Consider the following 21029-nt stretch of genomic DNA (forward strand, 5'->3'; position numbering starts at 1 on the left):
CTAAAGTTACAGGCAATATTGAGAAATGTAACTCTAACTTGTGGGAGAAATTTATGTGTGAGGGGAGAGAGGAGAGTTAAGAGTTAAGAGTTTTGAGTTGGGGAAGGAATGAAGGTTAGGGCTAGACCTCCAAGGTTTTGAAAACCTCGGAGGTCTCGGAAGCTCTACAACTAACCACTGACAACTTTCTTCCCCCACCACAGATTTGTCCTATTTGGGCAATGCATTTAAAAGGGAGTTGATACCCTGAATCCCGGTTAAAAGTACGAGGATGCCTGCTGCCAGAATGCCTAAGGGGCGCAGGATTCCTTCAAGCTGTTTTAGTCTTCGCTCCAGATCGTTTTCGTAATACTCCGCTAGTTTTTTCAGCATTCCTTCCAGGTTGCCAGTCTCTTCGCCAGTCCGAATCATCTGCATTGCCAGGGGCGGCAACCTGCCCTGCAAACTCTGGCTGAGGGTGTGTCCTTTTTGAATCTGACGGGATGCGATCGCCAAATTTTGCCCCATGACCCGCTCAGGAATATGGTTGCGAACTAACTCCAACGCTTGCAGAATAGGCACTCCACAGCCTAAAGGAAGCTCCAACTCAGTGAAGTAAAGCATCGAACGTGCCTCGACTATTCCACCCATCAGGGGAAACTGGGTGAGCGATCGCAGCATTTCCTGTCCCATTCCCTGGGAACCTGCCATACCAGAAACAACCCAAAAACCGCCGCCTACAAGCCCCATCACCAGCCAGAACCAGGGTTGTAATAAAAAGCCCTTGCCTCCTGTAACCACCGTTAGCAACAGTGCCAGCACGCCTAGAACCACCATCAACACAGAAAGAATAACTGAACGGTAGAGGCGGTTTCGGCGGTGTTGGGTTTCAGCGGCGATCGCCAACCGCTCAAAGGTCTCCTCCAATGAACCAGCATACTCTGCTGCTTGAATCAAGCTCAAAGTCCACGAGTCAAAACAACCTGGGTTGAGCGCACATGCCAGATTTTGCCCCATCTCAATCTTGAAACTGGCTTCGCGTAATGTTTTTTGTAGGGCTGGACTACAAGCTTTCCCTGCCATCCCTAAACTTTGTTGCACAGAAAAATCAGCCCTGATCAGCGCTGCCAATTGATGAAAGAACCGAGCCGTCTCCACCCCTACCACCTAATCCCTCTAGATCAAATCAACCTTGGTGCAAACCTCTTCCGATTCAACTTTCCAATTATGGGCGGTGATGCGATCGCGTCCCTCCGACTTTGCCTGATAAAGTGCCCGATCTGCCCCTGCTATCAGGTCACTGAGTTCCATACTTAAGGACGGAATAACGGTTGCAACCCCCAGGCTAAGGGTAATCATCGAAGACACTTGGGAACCCTTGTGCTCCAGTTTCAAGCGTTTTAGCGCCATCCGAATGTCGTCTGCAACCTGTAATGCCCCTTCCAATGGAGTGGTGGGCAAAATGAGGGCAAACTCTTCCCCGCCATAGCGAGCCACCACGTCTGCGGGACGCTTTGCCGATGCCTGGAGAACCATGGCGATCGTGCGTAAACAGTCATCCCCTGCCTGATGCCCATAGGTATCGTTATAGACCTTGAAACAGTCAACATCACAGAGAATCAGGGAAAGCGGCAATTGTTCCCGGATCAGCCTGCGCCACTCCTGTTCCAGGTATTCGTCAAATCGGCGGCGGTTGGCAAGCTGAGTTAGCCCATCAAGATTGGCAAGGCGCTGTAATTCCTGATTTGCCGCCTGGAGTGCGATCTCCGCAGCGCGGCGTTCGCTGACCTGCTGCTTTAATAACTCATTTTGCTCGTGTAACTGTTGTTGTAATCGGCGCAGCGTCATGTGAATTGTGACCCGTGCCATCACTTCCGGGATCCGAAACGGCTTGGTGATGTAGTCTACTCCACCCACATCGAAGGCTCGCAGCTTATCCAGGACTTCATCCAGCGCACTAATAAAAATTACGGGAATATCTCTCGTCTCAGTGTTTCCCTTGATCACCTGGCAAAGTTCGTACCCATCCATCTGAGGCATACAAATATCCAGCAGAATCAAGTCAGGCGGATCTTGCTCAATCGTGACCAATGCCATTTCACCCGTCGTCTCTGCCCGTACCTCATAACCACGTCGAGTTAGCATTCGGGTCAGCAGGTGCAGATTATCGGGGGTATCATCCACAATCAAAATCGTGCCCTGACTGGCAGCTTTGTGGCTATGCTCTGATGACGTGCTCATGCGCTATTTCCTTGTTGCACGGCTCCCTGCTTCCAAAATATTCCCATTTTTGCCATTCGTTCCCTCGCTGAAATGCTGAATTCGGGAGGACATAATGGTGTATGATTCCTGCTGCTTGATGTAGCCATTGTCTAAGATAGGCAACATCTGTGCGCTCCTGATCGTGAGGTTCATGATGATTGAAGTTGAGCATCTAAGCAAGAGCTACGGCTCAACCACGGCGATTGAGGATATTACGTTTGCGGTTGAGCGGGGAGAGATTCTGGGTTTTTTGGGTCCGAATGGGGCTGGAAAAACCACAACGATGCGAATTTTGACGGGCTATTTGCCTGCTACTTCAGGCACGGCAAAGGTTGCCGGATTTGAGGTGCATGGGAATTCCCTGGCAGTCCGTAAGCATATTGGCTATTTGCCAGAAACCCCTCCACTTTACCCAGATATGACCGTGGAGGGTTTCTTACATTTTGTGGCGCGAATCAAAGCGGTGAGTGCGGGAGATCGCCCCCGTCAGGTTGAGTCCGCGATCGACCGCTGTGGTTTGGTTGAGAAACGCACGACGCTGATTCGGAAACTGTCGAAAGGGTACAAACAGCGGGTGGGAATTGCCCAGGCGATCGTTCATGACCCACCGGCAATTATTCTGGATGAACCTACGGTCGGGTTGGATCCACGCCAGATTATTGAGGTTCGCAATTTGATTAAAAGTCTGGCAGGGGATCACACCGTTATTCTTTCTACCCACATCCTACCGGAGGTCAGCATGACCTGTAGCCGGGTTGCTATTATCAATCGGGGGCGGGTCGTTGCCACTAACACTCCAGAAAGTTTAATGGCTCAACTGGCGGGAGGTTCAAGCTACGAGCTAGAGGTTGAAGGGGAAGCCAGCGATATAGAGACACGCTTAATCGTGTTTTTACAAGGGTTGGCTGGGGTGAAGCAGGTTGAGCCGATTGCGGCTGACCACTTGCCCACAAACCACTTTAAGCTGCGAGTCATCGCTGAGCCAGGATTAGAACCCGTTGGCAGGGATATCGCTGCTACCGTAGTCGGCTCTGGTCTGGGGTTATATGAAATGCGCCGCACCCAAGCCACTCTAGAAGATGTCTTCCTACAACTGACAACCGAAGAAACCCCCATTGATGCTGATGCGGCAACCAGTAAAACCGAGTTCACAGGAGAGGCGGCATAGATGCGCGTAATCATCGCAAATATTTTGGCAATTTACCGCAGAGAATTGCAAAGTTACTTTGCCTCGCCATTGGCTTATGTGGTTGCTGGTATCTTCTGGCTACTGGCAGGTATTTTCTATGTGGCGCTGCTGCTGGGACCGGATGGTGTGATTCAGCGTGCGGCTTTGATGGATTTGCAAAGTCAGCAGTTTGGTGTTTCTGCTCCACCAGTCGATGCTCCCACCATTCTTTTACAATTCTTTCTACAAGCGCTGGGGTTTGTTTCGCTGTTCATTTTGCCGGTGCTGTCGATGGGGCTTTATGCTGAGGAGCGCAAACGCGGCACCCTGGAACTGTTGGCAACCTCACCCATTACTAATTGGGCAGTGGCGTTGGGTAAGTTGCTGGCAGTGGTGACGTTTTTCCTGACTATGGTGCTGCCCCTGCTGGTCTATCAAGCGATCGCCTATAGCGCCACCAACCCACCCATGAGTGTTGCTGTGGTTCTGTTGGGTCACCTGGGGTTGATTCTGCTGGCGGCTTCCATCCTGTCCCTGGGAATGTTTATTTCCTCTCTCACTGACAGCACCATCCTGGCAGCCATTTTCACCTTTGCCCTGGTGTTGCTGCTATGGATGGTGGACAGTCTAGCTAAAAGCATTACGGGACCGGTGGGCAGTATGCTGGGGCACCTTTCCCTGCTAAAGCACTACGGCAACCTGACTCAGGGAATTGTAGACAGTAGCAGCCTGATTCTGTTTGCCAGCTACATTATTTTGGGCTTGTTTTTGACCGCGCAATCAATTGAGGCATTTAAGTTTCAAAGGTCTTGAGTAGTTGTTGGATGTTGGTTGTTAGTTGTTAGCCAGATGATCCGTGGTATGGGATCAGTGATATTTGGGTGTTTGTCATTGGTCACTGGTCATTGGTCACTTCAACTCCCAACTCCCAACTCCCAACTCTTTCCACGCTCATTCACTACTTACTGTTATCTAACGTGTTTCGTGATGAAAACAATCAAAGCGAATTTGAAATATTTTAAGTACCTGTTCTGGTTGGGTCCGATGTTGGTACTAGCGGGTTTGGTCGCTGGTATTGTGTCGGGTACTTGGGGAGTTGCGCCTTTAGGTCTGATGATTGCCGGGATTATTGTACTAGGGCTGTGGCTTCTATTTTTGAGCCGGTTTGAAGAAAGCAAAACGCGACCGGGTTTCTGGCGCAGGCGCTCTACCCAGGCTGGGACAAATGCTTTGATTGCGACGGTGGCCGTGATTGCCCTGTTGGGTTTGGTCAACTTTCTGGGAACTCGCTATGTCGGACGACTAGACTTAACTGAGAATCAGACCTTTACCCTGGCACCAGAAACTCAGCAACTGGTACGCAACCTGAAGCAACCCGTGAAGGTGTGGGTGTTTGACCCCCAGCAAAGTACGCAGGACCGGGAACTGTTGGAAAGCTACCAACGACTGAACCAGCAACAATTTAGTTACGAATTTATTAACCCGAATGCTCAGCCGTCAGTCGTACAGCGGCTAGAGGTAAAAAAGCCTGGGGATGTGATTGTGGAATCTCCGACAATTGAGCGGAAGCAGTTTGCTCAATCGATAGGAGCGGATGAGCGGTTGGTGGAGTCTAAGTTAACCAATGCGATCGCCCAGGTCACAACGACGCAACAGGCTTCCCTCTATTTCCTTCAGGGACACGGAGAGCGTCCGACTGAGGCAGGACAGGGTGCCATCTCTGAAGCAACGAAAGCGCTACAGGACAGAGGCTACACCGTCAAGCCGCTAAACCTGGTGGAGAGTACTGCTTTTCCCAAGGATGCCAGGGTCGTTGTGCTGGCGGGACCCCAGAAGGCTCTGCTGAAGCCAGAAATAGATGCCCTGGAAAATTACGTCAAACAGGGCGGCAACCTGATGGTGATGGTTGACCCGAATGTGAATCCGGGACTGGATGGCTTGTTGTCGCCCTGGGGGGTAACGCTTGACCCGCGTGTAGTAATTGATACTTCCGGTCGGGCAGCGAACTTGGGACCCCTGGATGTAACGGTCACTCAGTATGGTGACCATCCTATTACCCAGGATTTTGGTAACTCTCTCTCGTTTTATAGTGGTGCCAGAGCCGTAGATGCCAAAGAGACAGCGGGAGTTACCTTTGCCCCGTTATTGTTTACCAGCGATCGCGTTTGGGCAGAAAGCGATATCAAAAAAGAGCCTATCCAGTTCGATGCCGCGAGCGATCGCCAGGGTCCTCTGGTGTTAGGGTTTGCCCTCAACCGCGCCCTGGGAACACCTGCCAAACCCTCTCCCAGTCCTTCTCCCAGTCCTTCGCCAACCCCAACCCCTGAAGCAAACAAGAGAGAGTCGCGCATGGTCGTAATTGGCAACTCTACCTTTGTTGGCAATGGCTATTTCGACCGAGCGATTAATGGCGATGTTTTCCTGAACTCCATGCGCTGGTTGAGTCAGGAAGACCAGCAAGTTCTTTCTATTCGCCCCAGGGAGTCAAAGAACCGACGCATCGCACTAAGTAGTCAGCAAGCAAACCTGACCGCCTTGCTGTCGTTGGTCATTTTGCCCCTGATTGGTTTTGGTACGGCGGCGGCTGTTTGGTGGAGAAGGAGGTGAAGGGAAGGATAAAGGATGAAGAAGAGGAGTAGGGGGGCAGAGGGGCAGAGGAGTCAAGGGGGAAATGAGCACTGCTACTGACACTGACTAGTTCCCCTCAGCCCTCTTGTTAGTTTCTAACAACTAACAACCAACAACTCTTTCACTTCGTTGCCTAAAGCCAATTGCCGATCAGAATAAAGGGCGACCAAACCGCAGGGTGGTTATATTCGCGCTTGCCAATTAATTCTAGCTGGGCTTGCCTGAGTGCCTCGGCTTTGGTGACATTGGGTTTCAGGAGTTGCTTGTAAAACGCTCGGACTAAGGGGACGGTTGCTTCGTCGTTGATAAACCATAGGGTCGCCACTGCACTCTTAACGCCTGCTCGAACGGCAACTCCGGCAATTCCCAGGGCAGCGCGGTTATCTCCTGCGGCAGTTTGGCAGGCACTCAGGGTTAGGAGTTCTACTGGGTCACGGCTGCGGCGCGATCGCAAAACTTCCTCCAACTGATCAATTGTGATGCGATCGCGATACGCCAGCAGATAGGTACTGTCGGCATCTGCGCCAAACTTACCATGGGTTGCCATGTGAATGATGGGATAACTCGTTTGGTTCAACTGCTGTTGCATACCCTTGAGGGTAAATTCCTGATTAAGTAGCTTGGTGCCACCCAGGATTTCTTGAACCTCGGTTAGTTCATCTCCCACATTAGGCAAAGCACTGAAGGATTCCTGTTGTAGGGTCAACCCCATGATCAACGCTCTCAGGTTTTTACGGTTAAAGGGGCGGCGAGTGGTGAGACTGAGGCTAGGTGTGGTTGCGATCGGGTATTTTTCAATCAAAAACTGTTTGCCATCGTAGAGCGCTGCCATGGGCACCTTCCGCAATACGCCATCATTTACAAAAACTAGCGTTGCTGGATTTGCCGCTTGCAGGTCTGCCTCCATCGGTCGAATGAGGGCATCATAAACTGCCTTAGCATCTGTCAAATATTCCTCCGTCGCCCGTTTCTCTAGCTTTTCCCGCAGTTGAGTGATTATTTTCTCTAACTCACTTTCCAGAACCGCCACGGTTGGCGCACTCAGTGGCTCTATCCCTGCCCCTGGTTTTGCCACTTTCGCCAGAACGGGATATTTCTTGAGCGTTCCATCAGGTAGCCGCAAAACCATATAGGTTTTGTCTTCCAGCACAATTGAATAAATGATTGCTGCCTTTGGATCGAGCAGTCCGTAGGTCGGTTCTCGACTGGCACCATTGGGAGCAAAGGAAAGCTCAGCCCTGGCTGTCTCTTTTGCCACCTGAACACAGTCATCTCCAAAAAAGTTTTGCAACTCAGCCAGCTTCAGGAGTTCCAGGATATCCAGTACTTTGGCGATATTGCGAGTGCTGACGTTTGAGGATGCGTAGGGGGTAGAGTGTGGGGTGTCCAGTTGGGAGTTGCGAGTTGGGAGTTTCAAGTTGAGAGTTTTGAGTAAGCTGACTTCCCCCTGCCCCTCTGCCCCTTGCCCCTCTGCCCCTTGCCCCTCTGCCCCTTGCCCCTCTGCTCCTCTGCTCCTCTGCTCCTCTGCTTCCGCGCTCCTCTGCCCCTCTGCTGCCTCATCCAATAAAAGCCCGATCAACTGCCGATAGACTGGCTCTACGGATTCGCGAAAGTCAAATTGCAGGTCTTTGTTAGCACTCACAATATTGTCCCGCAGACTTTGGAGGGTAATCACTGCCTGTTCGTAAGCCGCGATCGCCTGTTCGGTTCGTCCGGTAGCCTTGAAGATGCGCCCCATCTGCCACTGCCAGCGGTAAAGGCTGTCCCCTGCTCCAATCTTCTGGGCTGTAAACTGTGCCTGCCGACTCAGGGCGATCGCCTGGTCGTATTGCCGATTCGACTCGTAGACCTCTGCCAGCGTTCCCAGGGCATAGGATTCTGCTCTGGGATTCTCTATATTTCGTGCGGTTGTCAGTGCTCTTTGCAGCAGGGGTTCAACTTCAGCCAGATTAACTGAATGCTCGATTCTGCCGTGCGATCGCTCAATTCTGTTATTTGCCAGGTTGATATAGCCGAATGCCTTGTCTTGCGAATCGGGTTCTGCATCTAGCAACGTTTGGATGCGGGACTGATTAAACGGTAATGGAATGTTAGCGGGAGGAGAAAACGATTGTGGGAGCTTATCAACTGGAGACAGCAACGCCTTCACATTCAAGGTTCCACAAACCAGTTCTGGCATTGTCACAGGTGAAGCATTTGGCATTTTCTGAAGCAGGCGGTTCAGGTTCAGTAGGGCTTTGGCTTCTGCCAGACCGCTAATTGAGCGGCTAACTTCCGCACTTTGCAGGTAAGCAGCCAGGGCGACCCGGTTGTAATGGTCTACCTGCTGAGTCAAATTTTTTTCACTATCCTTGTCCTTCTCTCGCTGAGCGACATTTGCCTGAGAGCGTGCGCGGTCAGAGCGACTGACAAAGACGTTGCCTAGATTATTCAAGGCGGTTGTGATGTAGCCCTTATTCTCTAGTTTGCAGGCAAGCCCCAGACTTTTCTGGTGAGCCACTAGAGATTCTTCATAGGTGCCCAGCGCCCAGTAAGCATTACCCAATATCCCCTGAGCTGCCGACTGGGTAAGGTCATCCTGGATTTTCTGTGCTAGCTTAATCGCCGTCTCCAAGCGATAAATGGCAGTCCGATGCTGCCCTAAGTCGCTGTATGCCTGTGCCTGCTCGGTCAACAGTTGGGCAATGGCTTTCTGACTGTTGGTATTTCTATTTGCCTGGTAGAACTGAATCGCCTGTTCCCATTGGGCTATGGACTTATCAGGCTTACCTATCCGTCGGTATGCCTGACCCAGATTAGTCTGCACTATTGCCCGATCTTGGGGACGGGTCGTTTGAGTTAGAGCTTGCTCCCAAACCGCGATCGCCTCTGGGTACTTGCCTGCCTGATAGCTATGCAACCCCTGTTCGACTAACTGCTCGGCTGACGTAGATAGGGCGATCGATTGCCCCGGCACCACTCCTTCGGCGATCGCTGCCAGGATGCAAAGACTGATTCCCAAAACAAACAGTAAGCTCCAGCGCAGCAGTCGTCGATAAAAATCGAACATTTCACATTTCCATCAGAGACTTAAAAGACTAGAAAAATTAGCCTGGACAGACAAGGGGCTGACAGTCGTTTCCCCTTGCATAAGCCCCATCCACCCATCCACCCATCCACCCATCCACCCATCCACCCATCCACCCATCCACCCATCCACTCATCCACACGTAAGTTCTAGTTAGCTCCACCATAGCAACCGTCATAACTAGAATTGCGCGCAGTCCATCCCTAAAAGTGTAGATGCAGAAAAACACGGCACAAATGACCTTTGGGTGTGATTTTGGTTATCCATTGCCTGGGTCAGAATGGTGAGATGGAATTGATTCCATCCAGGAGAAAACTTCCACCCAAGAGCAACCATCGCTGACCAGTCATTCAATCATAGTAATTTGCTTTAATAGTGAAATAATTTCAGATTCACCTTAAACACTTTGTAATGAAGGGGTTTTACCCAGAAGAGTGAACCGTCAACCAATGCATTCTCAAAGGCGAGACCCGACCCGGAAAAACAGAGTTGAACCCAACATTTATGAAGTTTCCCGTTCTGCTAATCTCCCTGAAAACTCTTTATTTCGTCACCAGTACCCCGGTTGCCGCATCTCCACTTTCCTCTCCCAAAGTTCCATCTCTGTTTCTGGTCAATCAGGACGCTCAGAATCAGGGGACTCAGAATCAGAATGATCGGATTGTTGAATCCCAGTGCCCACCCCAAGGATTGGCACCAAATGAACCCATATCGTGCTTATTGTTGGCGCAAACCCCCGTGCCTGGAACCATTCCCCTACCATCCGGCACAGTGCCTGATCCAGGCAACCCGTTGCTTCCGCCCCGCCCAGACATTCCACCCCTCCCAGAAGTTCAGCCCGCGCCTCCGCCAGAACCTCAGCTACAAACCCCTCCCTCTGTTCCACCCCCTCCAGTTCCGGATCCTGAAGCGACGGTTCAAGTCAAGCGGGTTGAAGTGCTGGGCAGCACCGTTTTCTCTCAGCAAGAACTGGATCGGGTTGTACAGCCGTTTGAGAACCGGAATTTGACATTTGAGCAACTCCTGGAAATTCGCACCGCAGTCACAAAGCTCTACACAGACCGGGGTTACACCACTTCTGGTGCGTTTCTGCCACCCCAGGATGACCTGGCAAGTGGGGTGGTCAAAATCCAGGTGGTTGAAGGAGAGCTGGAACAAATTGAGATTCAGGGACTGCGGCGATTGCGGGAAAACTATGTGCGTAAACGGCTTGCTCTGGCAGGTAGAACACCGCTCAACATCAGCAAGCTAGAAACAGGGCTGCAACTGCTCCAGCTTGACCCGCTATTTGTTTCAGTGCAGGCAGAGCTAAGGGCAGGCACCACGCCGGGACGCAGTGTGTTAACAATCAAATTGAAAGAAGCGCGGACGTTTTATGTCGGGGCGCTAGTTGAAAACCGCAACTCTCCCAGCGTTGGTAGCATTGGAGGCAGTTTCTATCTCAATCATGACAACCTGCTGGGGTTTGGCGATCGCTTCAACGCTGAGTACGGGCTAACGGAGGGTGTTCGTAGTTTCAACGTAGGCTATAACATTCCCGTCAATCCCCGTGATGGCTCCTTGAGCCTGTTCTACACCCGCAATAACAGCAAAATTGTTGAACAGCCATTTTCCGTTCTGGGCATCAATAGTAATAGCGAAACCTTTTCCATCGGAGTTCGCCAACCGATCCAGCGTACCCCTACGACTGAATTTGCCCTCGGTCTTGCCTTTGACCTGCGCCGCAGTCAAACCTTTTTGCTAGAGGACATTCCCTTCTCATTTTCGCTAGGACCCGAAAACGGGTTATCCAGGGTTTCCGTACTCCGCTTCAGCCAGGACTGGATCAACCGCAGTCCCAGTCGGGTGCTGGCGGCACGATCCCAATTCAGCCTGGGGTTGCCCATTTTTAATGCCACGGTGAATGACACGGGTACCGATGGGCGTTTTGTCAGTTGGGTAGGCCAATTCCAGTGGGTACAGGCATTGGGTAGTGACATCATCGCGATCGCCCGTGTGGCAACCCAACTCACCCCCAACTCACTGTTGCCGCTAGAACAGTTCAGTATTGGCGGAGTAGATACCGTGCGCGGCTATCGTCAAAACCAGCGCGTTGGAGACAACGGTGTCGCAGGCTCGCTGGAAATTCGCCTACCCATTGTCCGTGACCCAGAAGGGGTTGGAGTAATTCAACTGGCTCCTTTTTTTGACATTGGCACTGTTTGGAACAACGGCGACACTGGCTTTCTCAGCCCCCGCCGTGCCCTGGCAAGTGTGGGCGTTGGACTGCGCTGGCAATTTGATCCTTACTTCTCTGCCCGTCTGGAATACGGTCACCGCCTCAACTCCACTGACGATCAGGGCAACACTCTCCAAGACCGGGGAATTTACTTCTCAATTCGGATTCAACCTTTTTAGAGGGGAGGAGGGGAAGGGGGGGAAGAGGGAAAGGGGGGGGGGGAAGATCTTTAACTCAAAACTCTCAACTCAAAACTCAAACCACCCCCCACCCAAATTTGATTGCAAAACTTCACACTATTACTGGTAAACATTTGTAAACTTGTAACAGTCCCGTTTGGTGTCCGTTGCCGAGGTATTGCTTATGAGGGTGTCGGTGGTTGCTGAACGGTTTTGTTTAGCTGGGCATGTTCTGGCGTTGGTATTTGGTTTGGCGGGGCTGTTGCTGGTTTTGCCAAACCCTGAGTTTATTGGGAGTTTGCCAACCTTTGGGCAAACCTTGTTCGGTTGGAGCATGATGGGCGGTGGAGTGGTCTATATCCTGTTGGGGGCTGCCACGGTTGCCCTCTATACCTGCCGTACTTTGGGCTGGCGCAACTGGTTGGGCTTTATGTTGCCTGCGGTGTGCCTTTCTCTGGGAAGTGAACTGTTGGGAACCAGTACAGGATTTCCGTTTGGGCATTATTCTTACTTGAGCGGTTTGGGTTACAAAGTTGCAGGCTTGGTTCCGTTTACAATTCCTCTCTCCTGGTTTTACCTGGGTCTATCGGCTTATGTGTTGGCAAGAGCAGGTTTAGAGGCGAAGGGGTTGCAGGGATGGGTTAAACAAGCGGGGGCGATCGCGATCGGGGCGCTTCTCTTGACTGCCTGGGACTTTGTGCTAGATCCTGCGATGAGTCAGACCCCTTACCCCTTTTGGGAATTTCAAGATCCAGGGCAGTTTTTTGGGATGCCCTACCGCAATGTGACGGGTTGGTTGGGCACAGGTGCCCTGTTCATGGCTGTAGCCACTTTCTTCTGGCAAAGAACCCCATTGCATCTGACCCGTGCTCAACTGTGGGTGCCACTGGCAATTTACCTGGCAAACTTTAGCTTTGGTGCAGTTATTACCGTAGCTCAATTAGATAGCCGGTTTTGGATCCCTACAGCCATTAGCGTTTTGTTGGGAGTTGTTCCAGCGATCGCGCTCTGGTGGGTTGCCAAGCCCATAACACCAGAGCAACAGCAACCCTATCCAATCTTGGAAGAGGTTCCCACTGAGGCGGCAGCTATTCCTGTGGGGGTTTCACCTGAATAAGGGTTATTGCAGCTAAAATGGCTGTTCTGCCTGAAATGGCTGTTTTGCCTGAAATGGCTGTTTTGCCTGAATAGTTCAGTGGAAATGATGCTCACTCTTGCCTTCCTGGAAAATGTATTTTTTCTGGGTCTTTTGCTGGTGCAGGTACCGGCAACCGCTATTTTGTTTGCCCGTTTGGTTCGGGGTCCCTTTCGTCACGCTCCTCTCCAGCCACAATCTTCCCAACCGGAGTTTTTGGGAACCGTGAGTGTAGTCGTCCCCACTCTGAATGAGGCAGCGCGCATTACCCCTTGCCTGCAAGGATTAAGCAGACAAAGCTACGAAGTCCGGGAAGTGATTGTGGTCGATAGTAACTCCCAGGATGGAACACCAGAACTGGTAAAAGCAACTCAACAGAAAGATCCTCGTTTTCGCCTGATCTCAGACGATCCACTACCGGAGGGGTGGGTGGGTCGTCCCTGGGCGCTGCATACCGGGTTTCTTGCCAGCTCAGAGAAAAGTGATTGGATTCTGGGAATAGATGCCGATACCCAACCCGCTCCTGGTCTCATAGCCAGTCTGCTGAAAACTGCCCTCGAAGAAGAGTATGACCTGATCACTTTATCCCCCCGGTTTATTCTGAAACATCCCGGAGAACTCTGGCTTCAGCCCGCTTTACTAATCACCCTCATCTACCGATTTGGCGCGGCAGGAGAACGGGGAAACTCTCCAGAACGAGTCATGGCAAATGGGCAATGCTTTTTCTGTCGCCGTTCTGTCCTGACCCATGTGGGAGGCTACATTAGCGCCCGTGGCTCCTTTTGTGATGATGTCACTCTCACCAGACATATTGCTGCTCAGGGAGCTAAAGTTGGTTTTCTGGATGGGGCAGGTGTTTTGAAGGTGCGGATGTACGAAGGGGCAGCAGAAACCTGGCGCGAATGGGGCAGATCGCTGGATCTCAAGGATGCTTCTGCTTCTGCCCAGGTCTGGGGAGACAGTTTCTTGCTACTAGCAGTTCAGGGCTTGCCCATTCTTTTACTGTTTCTACTGTTGCCAGACGTTGCCCGTGGAAATTCCACGCTAATCACCCTGGCTGCCTTTAGTCTGAATTTACTATTGGTCACAGTCCGAGTGGGGTTGAACTGGGCGATCGCCTCCTCCTACGACTTCTCCCAGGCAAAGACTCGCTGGTTTTTCTGGTTCTCCCCCCTGGCAGACCCCCTGGCAGTCTTGAGGATCTTTCTATCCTCGCTTCAGAAACCCAAGCACTGGCGGGGGAGGAGTTATGAGTGATGGGGAAGAGTGGTTATATGTTTCAGATTGTTGCGGCTGACTTTCTGTTCAGCAAATGATTACCCACTCCGTAGTAAATTTAAGAGCATCAAAGCTGTATCAGTTTAAGCTTACGCACAGAAGGAAAACACATGGCAATCCAGCGCGGTTCTAAAGTACGAGTTACTCGTAAAGAGTCTTACTGGTTTGGAGATGTGGGCACCGTTGCCTCCATCGACACGAGTGGCATTAAGTATCCTATAATCGTTCGTTTTGAACGGGTTAACTACACGGGGTTGAGCGGCAACGCTTCTGGTGTAAATACCAATAACTTTGCAGAGAGCGATCTGGTAGAAGTTGCACCGCCCGCTAAGGCGAGTAAGGCTGCTGCTGCCGCTAGTGCTTAAGGCAATTTCCAGGCTCTAGAGCAGTCTGGGGCTGTCTCAGTAAATTTTGTTTTTTCCAATTTCGGGTGGAAGTGGGTAGTCAAATGCCTGGTTCCACCCAATTTGTTTATGCTAGTTTTGCTAGAGCAATAGTACGAAAACCTGGTTCCTTTTGCCAGATATCTAGATTTCGTTGCATGTTTCCCCAGAAATCTGGTTCTTCCCATTTGAACTGATAGCAACCACTTGTGCCCGAACTGCCCGAAGTTGAAACTGTCCGTAGAGGACTAAACCTCGTCACCCTGCATCAAACAATCCAGGGCGGTGATGTGTTGCTCGATCGCACAATCGCCCATCCTGCTTCTGTTTATGAGTTCCTGGAAGGGTTTACAGGAACCGCGATCGCCCAGTGGCACAGGCGAGGGAAATATTTGCTAGCAGAACTAGTACAGAGTACGGGGTATGGGAGCAAGGCGATAGACTCCCTCCAAACACCACCACCTGCGGGCTACCTCGGTGTCCACCTCCGTATGACCGGACAACTCCTCTGGATCGCCCCATCGGAGCCGTTACAAAAACACACCAGGGTAAGGTTATTTTTCGAGGGACAAAAGGAGTTGCGATTTGTGGATCAGCGGACGTTTGGGCAAATGTGGTGGGTGCCCCCCGGTGAAGCCCCTGAACGGATTATGACTGGTTTGCAATTCCTGGGACCGGAACCTTTTTCAGATGACTTTTCCCTTGCCTACCTGGTGAAGCAACTGAAGCCCCGCCGCCGTCCAGTAAAAAATGCCCTGCTTGATCAGGCGATCGTGGCGGGCATTGGAAATATTTATGCCGATGAAGCACTGTTTCTCAGCGGTATCCATCCTAAAACCCTGTGCATTGACTTGAGCCGTAAGCAGATTGACCGTCTCCGCACCAATATTCTGCAAGTGCTCCAGGCAAGCATTGATGCCAGGGGAACGACCTTCAGTACCTTTCGCAGTGTGGAAGGGGTGAATGGTAGCTATGGGGGCGTTGCCTGGGTCTATGCCCGTGATGGGGATCCGTGCCGCACCTGTGGCAGCGTGATTCAGCGGTTAAGAATGGCAGGGAGATCGGCGCATTTCTGCCCCCGCTGTCAACGTTAAGGGCAATGTTAAGGGCAATGATTTTGGATCGCCCTAGACCTCTTCTCCCAACTGCCGTAATCGCTCTGCTAATTGTTCTGCCCGTTGGCGTTCTGCTTCTGCCCGTTGCGGAAATGATACGTTTGACCTGCATTGTTTCAGCACTGCCGGTTGGGAGCCAGACATTTTGCTGCTTTTTCAATCACTACGGGTTCCACATAAACAGGTACCTTCAGTTTCACGGGAACCACAATTTCACAGGGACGTTTGTGGATTTTCAGCTTGTGAATGATTGCTTTCAGGTTGGGCATGACTCCAATGCGATCGCTGTCTGGATCATTGGAGGCAGTTCCCAAAGCCGGGTCGCTGAGGATGGCACGGAGTTGCTGGGGGGTAAAGCGGGAACCTAAATTTGCCTGAGCAAGCCCCTGCACTGCCAGAGCGGCTCCGGTGACGATGGGGGATGCGCTGGAAGTTCCGTTGAAGAAGTCAGTATATTGATCCGTGGCTCCTGCATCATTGGAGGAGCAGGTGGTGACGTTTTCTCCCCAGCCGTAGCAGTCAATTCGGCTACCAAAGTTAGAGAATCCTAAGCGGGTGTGGGGCACTGTTGAACTGGCAGCACCTACCATGATGGCACCAGAGTCCCGGAAGCCAGAAGCAGTGCGGTTAAAAATGGCATCGCCAGCCCCGTTAGTGTAGGTGTCTAAATCGTTCGAACCGTTACCCGCCGCTTCTACTACTATGATGCCGAGTGCAGTTGCCAGCCGGATGGCATCAAATTCTGCATCCAGGACTTCAATTGGCATATTCACCCAACCAGGGATATTGAGTTGCGCTTCCAGCAGCAGTACATCTCCAGGGGAAAGGGTGGCGATCGCCGCCAGAATGGCATCTGGTCGGTTGCTTTCCCAGTAGGAAACCACATCCACCGATGCAAGATTTGGGGTAATCCCAATACAGCCAATGGTATTGTCTACTGCCGCAATTTCGCCCAATACGGCAGTGCCGTGCGCTCTCGATCCATCCCGAATCGCCCCATGCAACAGTACCGATCCCTGATCCACCAGATCCTCGTGGTTTAGGGTCCATCCCCGTTCCAGGTCAATCACCCGTAGCCCAGCCCCATCACCTCCAGCAAATCTCCAGGCATAACGGGCATCAATCCCAATGGGAGCCGGATTGAGATAGCCCTGGTTAACCGAAAGGGGATCATCCTCTGGATTGACAAAGGGTTCATCGCCGGGTGGGTCAAAGTACACTGTTTGGACTGATTCCCAGGACGAAAGCGCCTGAACCAGTGCTTCAGGCTCCACACCAGGTGGAAGATTAATCACAAAGTAATTGGAAAAACTGGATGGACGGTAGCCAGGATCCAGTTGGGTAGCCCGGTTGACCAGTTCCTGAATCTTGGTTGACCGTACCGAAGTGTACAGCGGCTGAAGACGAATACCGGGATACTGCTGTCTTAGCTGCTCCCAGGGACCCAGGCGATCGCTCTGAATCAACGTCTCCAACCCCTCCCCCTGGACAGGCTCCACTCCATCCCGGAACTTAACCACCACACGGGGGGTATAGCCTTCTGATTCTTGCTTAAATGTGTTCATTCTGATCTCTCCTGGTCTAGCTTACCTATTGCCAGAATGACCAAACCAAATGATCTTCAGCAGCACCCAGGAGGGTACTTCTGCTCTCCGCTCTCCCTAAACAATCCTCCGTGCTCTCATCCACATAGGCGTAGGGAACGCGAGGAGAACTGCTATAGTGCTTATGACTTTTAGTGCCAGGGTATTGCTGCGATCGCTGAAGCATGACAAAACACTTTCTCCTGAGAAACCCCAGCAGGTGGCTGCCATCTAAACTTCTTTTTGCTGCTGGTGTTGGTTTACTAAGCTGTTTGCTTTACGCCAAACCAGGTTTGGCAAGTTCAGCCCAGGAGTATCGCCAGACGGGGTTAGCGTATCGAAGTCAGGAGCGCTACCCGGAGGCGATCGCCGTGCTCCAAAAAGCCGTTGCCCTGGAACCCGACAATATTTCTGGCAGGGTGTTACTGGGATGGACTCAACATCGAGCAGGGCAGGCAAGCGATGCAGCCAATACCCTTCTGCAAGCGTTCTACCTCAACCCTTTTGATGTCCCCACCCTCAACGCTTTAGGTATCGTCTATCTGGTCGGTGGACAGTTAGATGCCGCTGTCACCACTCACAGTTGGGCAGCCTTGCTCAAACCAGACAACGAAATTGCCTATTACAACCTCAGCCTCGCCTTTGAACGGCTAAAGCAGTATGACTGGGCAGTTGCTACCGCCAGGGAAGCCGCGAAACTGGAGCCGAATAACCCCCACCCCCCGGTTGCTGAGGCGATCGCCCACTGGGGCAACCGCGATCGTGCCGGTGCCCAAACTGCTTACCAACAAGCCTTAGCATTAGACTCCCGCTACAATGACGCTGCCTTCCTGGATTACTTAAACGAAGCAGGCTTCAGCCCTGACCAGATTGAAACGTCTAAGCGAGTGCTTCAGGAGTTGAAGGGCAGGGGAGAGGAGGTGAGGGGGAAGTCAGTTTACACCAAACCAATATGAAGCTGAGCCTTCTGAAAGGCTACAACCCTTGAATTGCGAGCTTTCCAGACTCTGAGTTATACTCATCATTCTCATAACTGATTGGTACTACTCAAAACTCTCCACTCTTAATTCTCAACTTTCAACTTTTCACTCTCAACTCTTCACTCTTCCCACCCTCCATCTCCAAAAGCTTCTTGATAGAATAGGCTGAAGTACTTAGGAATAGAAATAAATTTGACTATAGCAGTATGGCTCTTATGAACTTGACTCTGTTACTAGGCGCATTTCCTGGTCTGGATACCCTCTTTTCAACCCAGGGCATTATGGTGATGCTGTTAGGGGCATACGCCGTTGCCATGTGGATGTTTTTGACCAGTGCTCCAAAAGTTCATACCATCATGGTGTCTGATGTGGAGCTTGCCCGCCGACTCTATGAAGGAGAGTTGGAATTGCCTGTGGCGGATGTGCCCCTGCATTACTATTACAACTACGAGCAAAGCCTGGGAACGGCAGCGATCGATCCCCTCTATGCCGCACCTATGGTCAGTCGTTCAACGATCGAGGCTGCTAATACCTCAGATGGGCTGTGGTACAAGCTAAAGAAAAATACTCAACTGCACGTCATTTCTGGATCCAGTCTGGGAGAAAAAAATCGCCAGCGTCACGTTTGTTTCGATCGCGATTGTCTGGAGCAAATTCTGCTCCGTATCCAGTCTCGTGGGATGAAGTACAAAATTCTGCGCGAAAAGCCGCTTAATTTTCTGGTCAAAGACTACGAAGGCATTGTGATTGAAATGGCAGAAGTCTCTAATTGAGTTTTTAGGGCTTGTTAAAAAACAACTTCACAGGTTTTGTTAGCTGTTATAGCGGTCTCCAGTTAAGTCAGGTACAACCTAATAAAGTCATTGGTTATTAGTCATTGGTACTCTGCTGATACGAATGACCAATGACAAAGCGCCAAAGCCTGCACCTCACTCAAGTAGGAAGCGCTATGGCTGTTGGTTGTTAGCCTTCATCCTTCCCCCTTCCCCTTCCCCCCCTTCTCATTGCTATCGATATAAATAACGACTCTGGCAGGACCATAGCGTTCTCGAATCACCCGTTCCACCCGTTCAGCGATCGTGCGGGCGATGCTCATACATTCCGGGTGCAGGATCAGGCGCATCTCCACAAACACCTGCCGACCGACAACTCCACGGGATTGAATCCCATAGCAATGAGTAATTCCTTCTACCTGATGAACCGTCTGTGCCAGAGCCTCCGGGGCGATCGCAATTTGCCGGATCAGGGAGGGCAACTGCCGATTAAATACGCGCCAGCAGCTAATTGCCGCCGTTACCACCATCACTATTGCCATCACCGGATCGATCCAGGTATAACCCTGCCATACTCCCACCAACCCAGCCAGCACCAAAATCATCAACCAGGAGTCTTGCAATAAATGGTTGGCATTGAACCGGAGGGCAGTGCTTTCCAACACTCTCGCCTGATAAAGCTCAAAGGATGCTATACAGAAACTGATTGCCATCACCACTGCTAGCACTTGAAGCAGTGGCGGATTGATCCGAACCGAGAGCAGTTCTGGGCTATTGGAGGCGATCGCCTCTAACTGACCCGCCGACACCGCCAACAGACTCAAGCAAGCAAACCCTAAAAATGCTACTAACAATAACGCCATAACAGCTTCCAGCTTGCCGTGCCCCCATACCTCACGCCCCGAAGGACCCATAGAAGAAATGGAAATCACGCTCAAGAGAATGCTAAAGCTATCAATCAAGGTATGCAGCGACTCTGCCACCAGGCTTAATGACTGCGTGACCCATCCAATCCAAACCTTAACGGCTAAGACAAGCAATGTCATCCATAGCGATGCCAATAATACCTGACGACTTGCCCGACGACGACCCTGTGCCTCTGACATGGCTCACATCGCATGAGATCTGCTTCAACATTATGTGCCGTCCCTCTGGGAATGCACGCAAATTAATCGATTGTGACTAAAAAAACTTACATCCCTCTCGCGCTAGCCATATAGGGTTAGGACAAGTAGCAAGCCCAAACTTTGTTCCCCAGTCCTTGCTCCGTACCACCTATCACCTCCTATCTCTACGATCCCCAACCCACTTTCCCCCTACCCAATGAGCCAGTTAACCCCCAATCCCGCCCTCCCCGACCCAACCACTAGAGATATTCAACTGCTGGTGCTGGATATTGACGGCACGATCGCAGGCGTTGATAACCAGGTTACAAAACCCGTCAAACAAGCTGTCCAGGCTGCCCAGGCAAAGGGAATTCAGGTTGCGATCGCCACTGGGCGCATGTACCAATCTGCTCTCCGGTTTCACCATGAAATTGGTGCCACCTTACCGCTCATGACTTACCAGGGCGCTCTGGTTAAAGACCCGTTAACCAACACCGTCCATCGCCACTGGACGGTGCCCCGGCATTTAGCGGCAGAATTACTGGACTATTTTGAGCAGCCAGAGTGGCGCTCAACCCTCTCCGTTCACTTCTATATCAATGACCAGCTTTACGTGCGGGAGGTGACCCCAGCGACTGAAGACTATGTTTCTCGCTCAACGGTTAAACCCATTCCGGTCGGCGATCTACGAAAGACCCTGGCGACCGAACCGACCAAAGTGCTGGCACTCACCGATGACCCAGTCATGATCAACAACTTGCTAGGAAACCTGCGCCAGCGCTATACCCCTGCCGAACTTTACCTAACCACCTCCGTTGCCACCTTTTTTGAAGCCACTCACCCCAAGGTGAACAAAGGAACCGCTGTCAGCTATCTGGCAGAAGAACATCTGGGAATTCGGGCAGAAAATGTGATGACAATCGGCGACAATTTCAATGATGTAGAGATGATTGAGTATGCCGGAATTGGAGTCGCAATGGGCAATGCCCCTTCAGAAGTGCAAGCTAAAGCCAATTGGGTGGCTCCCACTGTTGAACAGGACGGCGCAGCCGCAGCGATCGCAGAGTTTCTACTGTAAGAGTTGAAGCGAATCCTACGCTGGCTCTCTATTGCCTATTTCCGTTGAAATTATTTCTCTTTAAAATCAGAAAGAGCACCGACGACTTGCCGTGTTT

18 protein-coding genes are annotated in these 21029 nt (G+C 51.5%); 11 read left to right on the forward strand and 7 right to left on the reverse strand.

Annotated features, from left to right (window positions below; genetic code table 11):
• Positions 1–210: 210 nt before the first annotated feature.
• Genes AC1S52_RS06380 through AC1S52_RS06390 form a run of 3 tightly spaced genes read right to left on the reverse strand, consistent with a single transcriptional unit; the run spans position 211 to position 2367 of the window.
• The gene (locus AC1S52_RS06380; protein ID WP_482028177.1) at positions 211–1146 is read right to left on the reverse strand and encodes a type II secretion system F family protein; all 936 of its coding nucleotides are present in this window, start codon (positions 1144–1146) and stop codon (positions 211–213) included.
• Between the two features lie 9 nt (positions 1147–1155).
• Positions 1156–2220, reverse strand: coding sequence for a GGDEF domain-containing response regulator (locus tag AC1S52_RS06385; RefSeq protein ID WP_482028178.1), 1065 nt, complete (start codon positions 2218–2220; stop codon positions 1156–1158).
• Positions 2221–2223: 3 nt separating this feature from the next.
• A complete protein-coding gene (locus AC1S52_RS06390) occupies positions 2224–2367 on the reverse strand; it encodes a hypothetical protein (protein ID WP_482028179.1) in 144 nt (47 codons plus the stop codon).
• 25 nt (positions 2368–2392) lie between these two features.
• On the opposite strand from AC1S52_RS06390, the gene AC1S52_RS06395 reads away from it, so the two are divergent.
• From AC1S52_RS06395 to AC1S52_RS06405, 3 genes are all read left to right on the forward strand, one after another.
• Positions 2393–3409: an ABC transporter ATP-binding protein gene (locus AC1S52_RS06395; RefSeq protein WP_482028180.1), complete on the forward strand. Its 1017-nt coding sequence runs from the start codon at positions 2393–2395 to the stop codon at positions 3407–3409.
• Positions 3410–4222, forward strand: coding sequence for an ABC transporter permease (locus tag AC1S52_RS06400; protein WP_482028181.1), 813 nt, complete (start codon positions 3410–3412; stop codon positions 4220–4222). It abuts the gene before it with no gap.
• Between the two features lie 174 nt (positions 4223–4396).
• Positions 4397–6016, forward strand: coding sequence for a GldG family protein (locus tag AC1S52_RS06405; protein WP_482028182.1), 1620 nt, complete (start codon positions 4397–4399; stop codon positions 6014–6016).
• 154 nt (positions 6017–6170) lie between these two features.
• On the opposite strand, the gene AC1S52_RS06410 is transcribed toward AC1S52_RS06405, so the two are convergent.
• A complete protein-coding gene (locus AC1S52_RS06410; protein ID WP_482028183.1) occupies positions 6171–9086 on the reverse strand; it encodes a CHAT domain-containing protein in 2916 nt (971 codons plus the stop codon).
• Between the two features lie 522 nt (positions 9087–9608).
• Between AC1S52_RS06410 and AC1S52_RS06415 the strand changes: the two genes are divergently transcribed.
• The 5 genes from AC1S52_RS06415 to AC1S52_RS06435 all read left to right on the forward strand — a co-directional run bounded on the left by AC1S52_RS06415 (position 9609) and on the right by AC1S52_RS06435 (position 15391).
• Positions 9609–11501 (forward strand): ShlB/FhaC/HecB family hemolysin secretion/activation protein, encoded by a 1893-nt coding sequence (locus AC1S52_RS06415; protein WP_482028184.1) that lies wholly within the window; start codon positions 9609–9611, stop codon positions 11499–11501.
• A 184-nt stretch (positions 11502–11685) separates the two neighbouring features.
• Positions 11686–12618, forward strand: a complete 933-nt coding sequence (gene cruF, locus AC1S52_RS06420) for a gamma-carotene 1'-hydroxylase CruF (RefSeq protein ID WP_482028185.1) — start codon at positions 11686–11688, stop codon at positions 12616–12618.
• A gap of 84 nt (positions 12619–12702) precedes the next feature.
• Complete coding sequence (gene cruG / locus AC1S52_RS06425; RefSeq protein ID WP_482028186.1) at positions 12703–13893, forward strand: 2'-O-glycosyltransferase CruG; 1191 nt, start codon at positions 12703–12705, stop codon at positions 13891–13893.
• Between the two features lie 131 nt (positions 13894–14024).
• Complete coding sequence (locus AC1S52_RS06430; RefSeq protein ID WP_482028187.1) at positions 14025–14279, forward strand: photosystem I reaction center subunit IV; 255 nt, start codon at positions 14025–14027, stop codon at positions 14277–14279.
• 227 nt (positions 14280–14506) lie between these two features.
• Entirely contained in the window at positions 14507–15391 is an 885-nt protein-coding gene (locus tag AC1S52_RS06435; RefSeq protein ID WP_482028188.1) for a DNA-formamidopyrimidine glycosylase, read from the forward strand.
• A 33-nt stretch (positions 15392–15424) separates the two neighbouring features.
• On the opposite strand, the gene AC1S52_RS06440 is transcribed toward AC1S52_RS06435, so the two are convergent.
• Together AC1S52_RS06440 and AC1S52_RS06445 are read right to left on the reverse strand one after the other, a co-directional pair.
• Positions 15425–15556, reverse strand: coding sequence for a hypothetical protein (locus AC1S52_RS06440; RefSeq protein ID WP_482028189.1), 132 nt, complete (start codon positions 15554–15556; stop codon positions 15425–15427).
• The gene (locus AC1S52_RS06445; protein ID WP_482028190.1) at positions 15529–16977 is read right to left on the reverse strand and encodes a S8 family peptidase; all 1449 of its coding nucleotides are present in this window, start codon (positions 16975–16977) and stop codon (positions 15529–15531) included. Before AC1S52_RS06445 ends, AC1S52_RS06440 begins: the two co-directional genes overlap by 28 nt.
• Positions 16978–17267: 290 nt before the next feature.
• Here AC1S52_RS06445 and AC1S52_RS06450 point away from each other — a divergent pair, with 290 nt between their 5' ends.
• A complete protein-coding gene (locus AC1S52_RS06450; protein WP_482028191.1) occupies positions 17268–17951 on the forward strand; it encodes a tetratricopeptide repeat protein in 684 nt (227 codons plus the stop codon).
• A 239-nt stretch (positions 17952–18190) separates the two neighbouring features.
• Positions 18191–18748, forward strand: a complete 558-nt coding sequence (locus AC1S52_RS06455; RefSeq protein WP_482028192.1) for a glyoxalase-like domain protein — start codon at positions 18191–18193, stop codon at positions 18746–18748.
• Between the two features lie 197 nt (positions 18749–18945).
• On the opposite strand, the gene AC1S52_RS06460 is transcribed toward AC1S52_RS06455, so the two are convergent.
• Positions 18946–19854, reverse strand: a complete 909-nt coding sequence (locus AC1S52_RS06460; protein WP_482028193.1) for a cation diffusion facilitator family transporter — start codon at positions 19852–19854, stop codon at positions 18946–18948.
• A gap of 217 nt (positions 19855–20071) precedes the next feature.
• On the opposite strand from AC1S52_RS06460, the gene AC1S52_RS06465 reads away from it, so the two are divergent.
• On the forward strand, positions 20072–20932 hold the full coding sequence (locus AC1S52_RS06465) for a Cof-type HAD-IIB family hydrolase (protein ID WP_482028194.1): 861 nt from the start codon (positions 20072–20074) through the stop codon (positions 20930–20932).
• Positions 20933–21029 lie beyond the last annotated feature (97 nt).

The sequence above is a fragment of the Kovacikia sp. CALU 1929 genome (assembly GCF_056784235.1).

Excerpts from the sequence above, each read along its gene's own strand:
- AC1S52_RS06385 (WP_482028178.1), bottom strand. The coding sequence starts at position 2,220 with ATGAGCACGTCATCAGAGCATAGCCACAAAGCTGCCAGTCAGGGCACG.
- AC1S52_RS06405 (WP_482028182.1), top strand. The coding sequence starts at position 4,397 with ATGAAAACAATCAAAGCGAATTTGAAATATTTTAAGTACCTGTTCTGG.
- AC1S52_RS06415 (WP_482028184.1), top strand. The coding sequence starts at position 9,609 with ATGAAGTTTCCCGTTCTGCTAATCTCCCTGAAAACTCTTTATTTCGTC.
- AC1S52_RS06460 (WP_482028193.1), bottom strand. The coding sequence starts at position 19,854 with ATGTCAGAGGCACAGGGTCGTCGTCGGGCAAGTCGTCAGGTATTATTG.
- AC1S52_RS06445 (WP_482028190.1), bottom strand. The coding sequence starts at position 16,977 with ATGAACACATTTAAGCAAGAATCAGAAGGCTATACCCCCCGTGTGGTG.
- AC1S52_RS06430 (WP_482028187.1), top strand. The coding sequence starts at position 14,025 with ATGGCAATCCAGCGCGGTTCTAAAGTACGAGTTACTCGTAAAGAGTCT.
- AC1S52_RS06395 (WP_482028180.1), top strand. The coding sequence starts at position 2,393 with ATGATGATTGAAGTTGAGCATCTAAGCAAGAGCTACGGCTCAACCACG.
- cruF (WP_482028185.1), top strand. The coding sequence starts at position 11,686 with ATGAGGGTGTCGGTGGTTGCTGAACGGTTTTGTTTAGCTGGGCATGTT.
- AC1S52_RS06455 (WP_482028192.1), top strand. The coding sequence starts at position 18,191 with ATGAACTTGACTCTGTTACTAGGCGCATTTCCTGGTCTGGATACCCTC.
- cruG (WP_482028186.1), top strand. The coding sequence starts at position 12,703 with ATGATGCTCACTCTTGCCTTCCTGGAAAATGTATTTTTTCTGGGTCTT.
- AC1S52_RS06410 (WP_482028183.1), bottom strand. The coding sequence starts at position 9,086 with ATGTTCGATTTTTATCGACGACTGCTGCGCTGGAGCTTACTGTTTGTT.
- AC1S52_RS06400 (WP_482028181.1), top strand. The coding sequence starts at position 3,410 with ATGCGCGTAATCATCGCAAATATTTTGGCAATTTACCGCAGAGAATTG.
- AC1S52_RS06440 (WP_482028189.1), bottom strand. The coding sequence starts at position 15,556 with ATGTCTGGCTCCCAACCGGCAGTGCTGAAACAATGCAGGTCAAACGTA.
- AC1S52_RS06465 (WP_482028194.1), top strand. The coding sequence starts at position 20,072 with ATGAGCCAGTTAACCCCCAATCCCGCCCTCCCCGACCCAACCACTAGA.
- AC1S52_RS06390 (WP_482028179.1), bottom strand. The coding sequence starts at position 2,367 with ATGTTGCCTATCTTAGACAATGGCTACATCAAGCAGCAGGAATCATAC.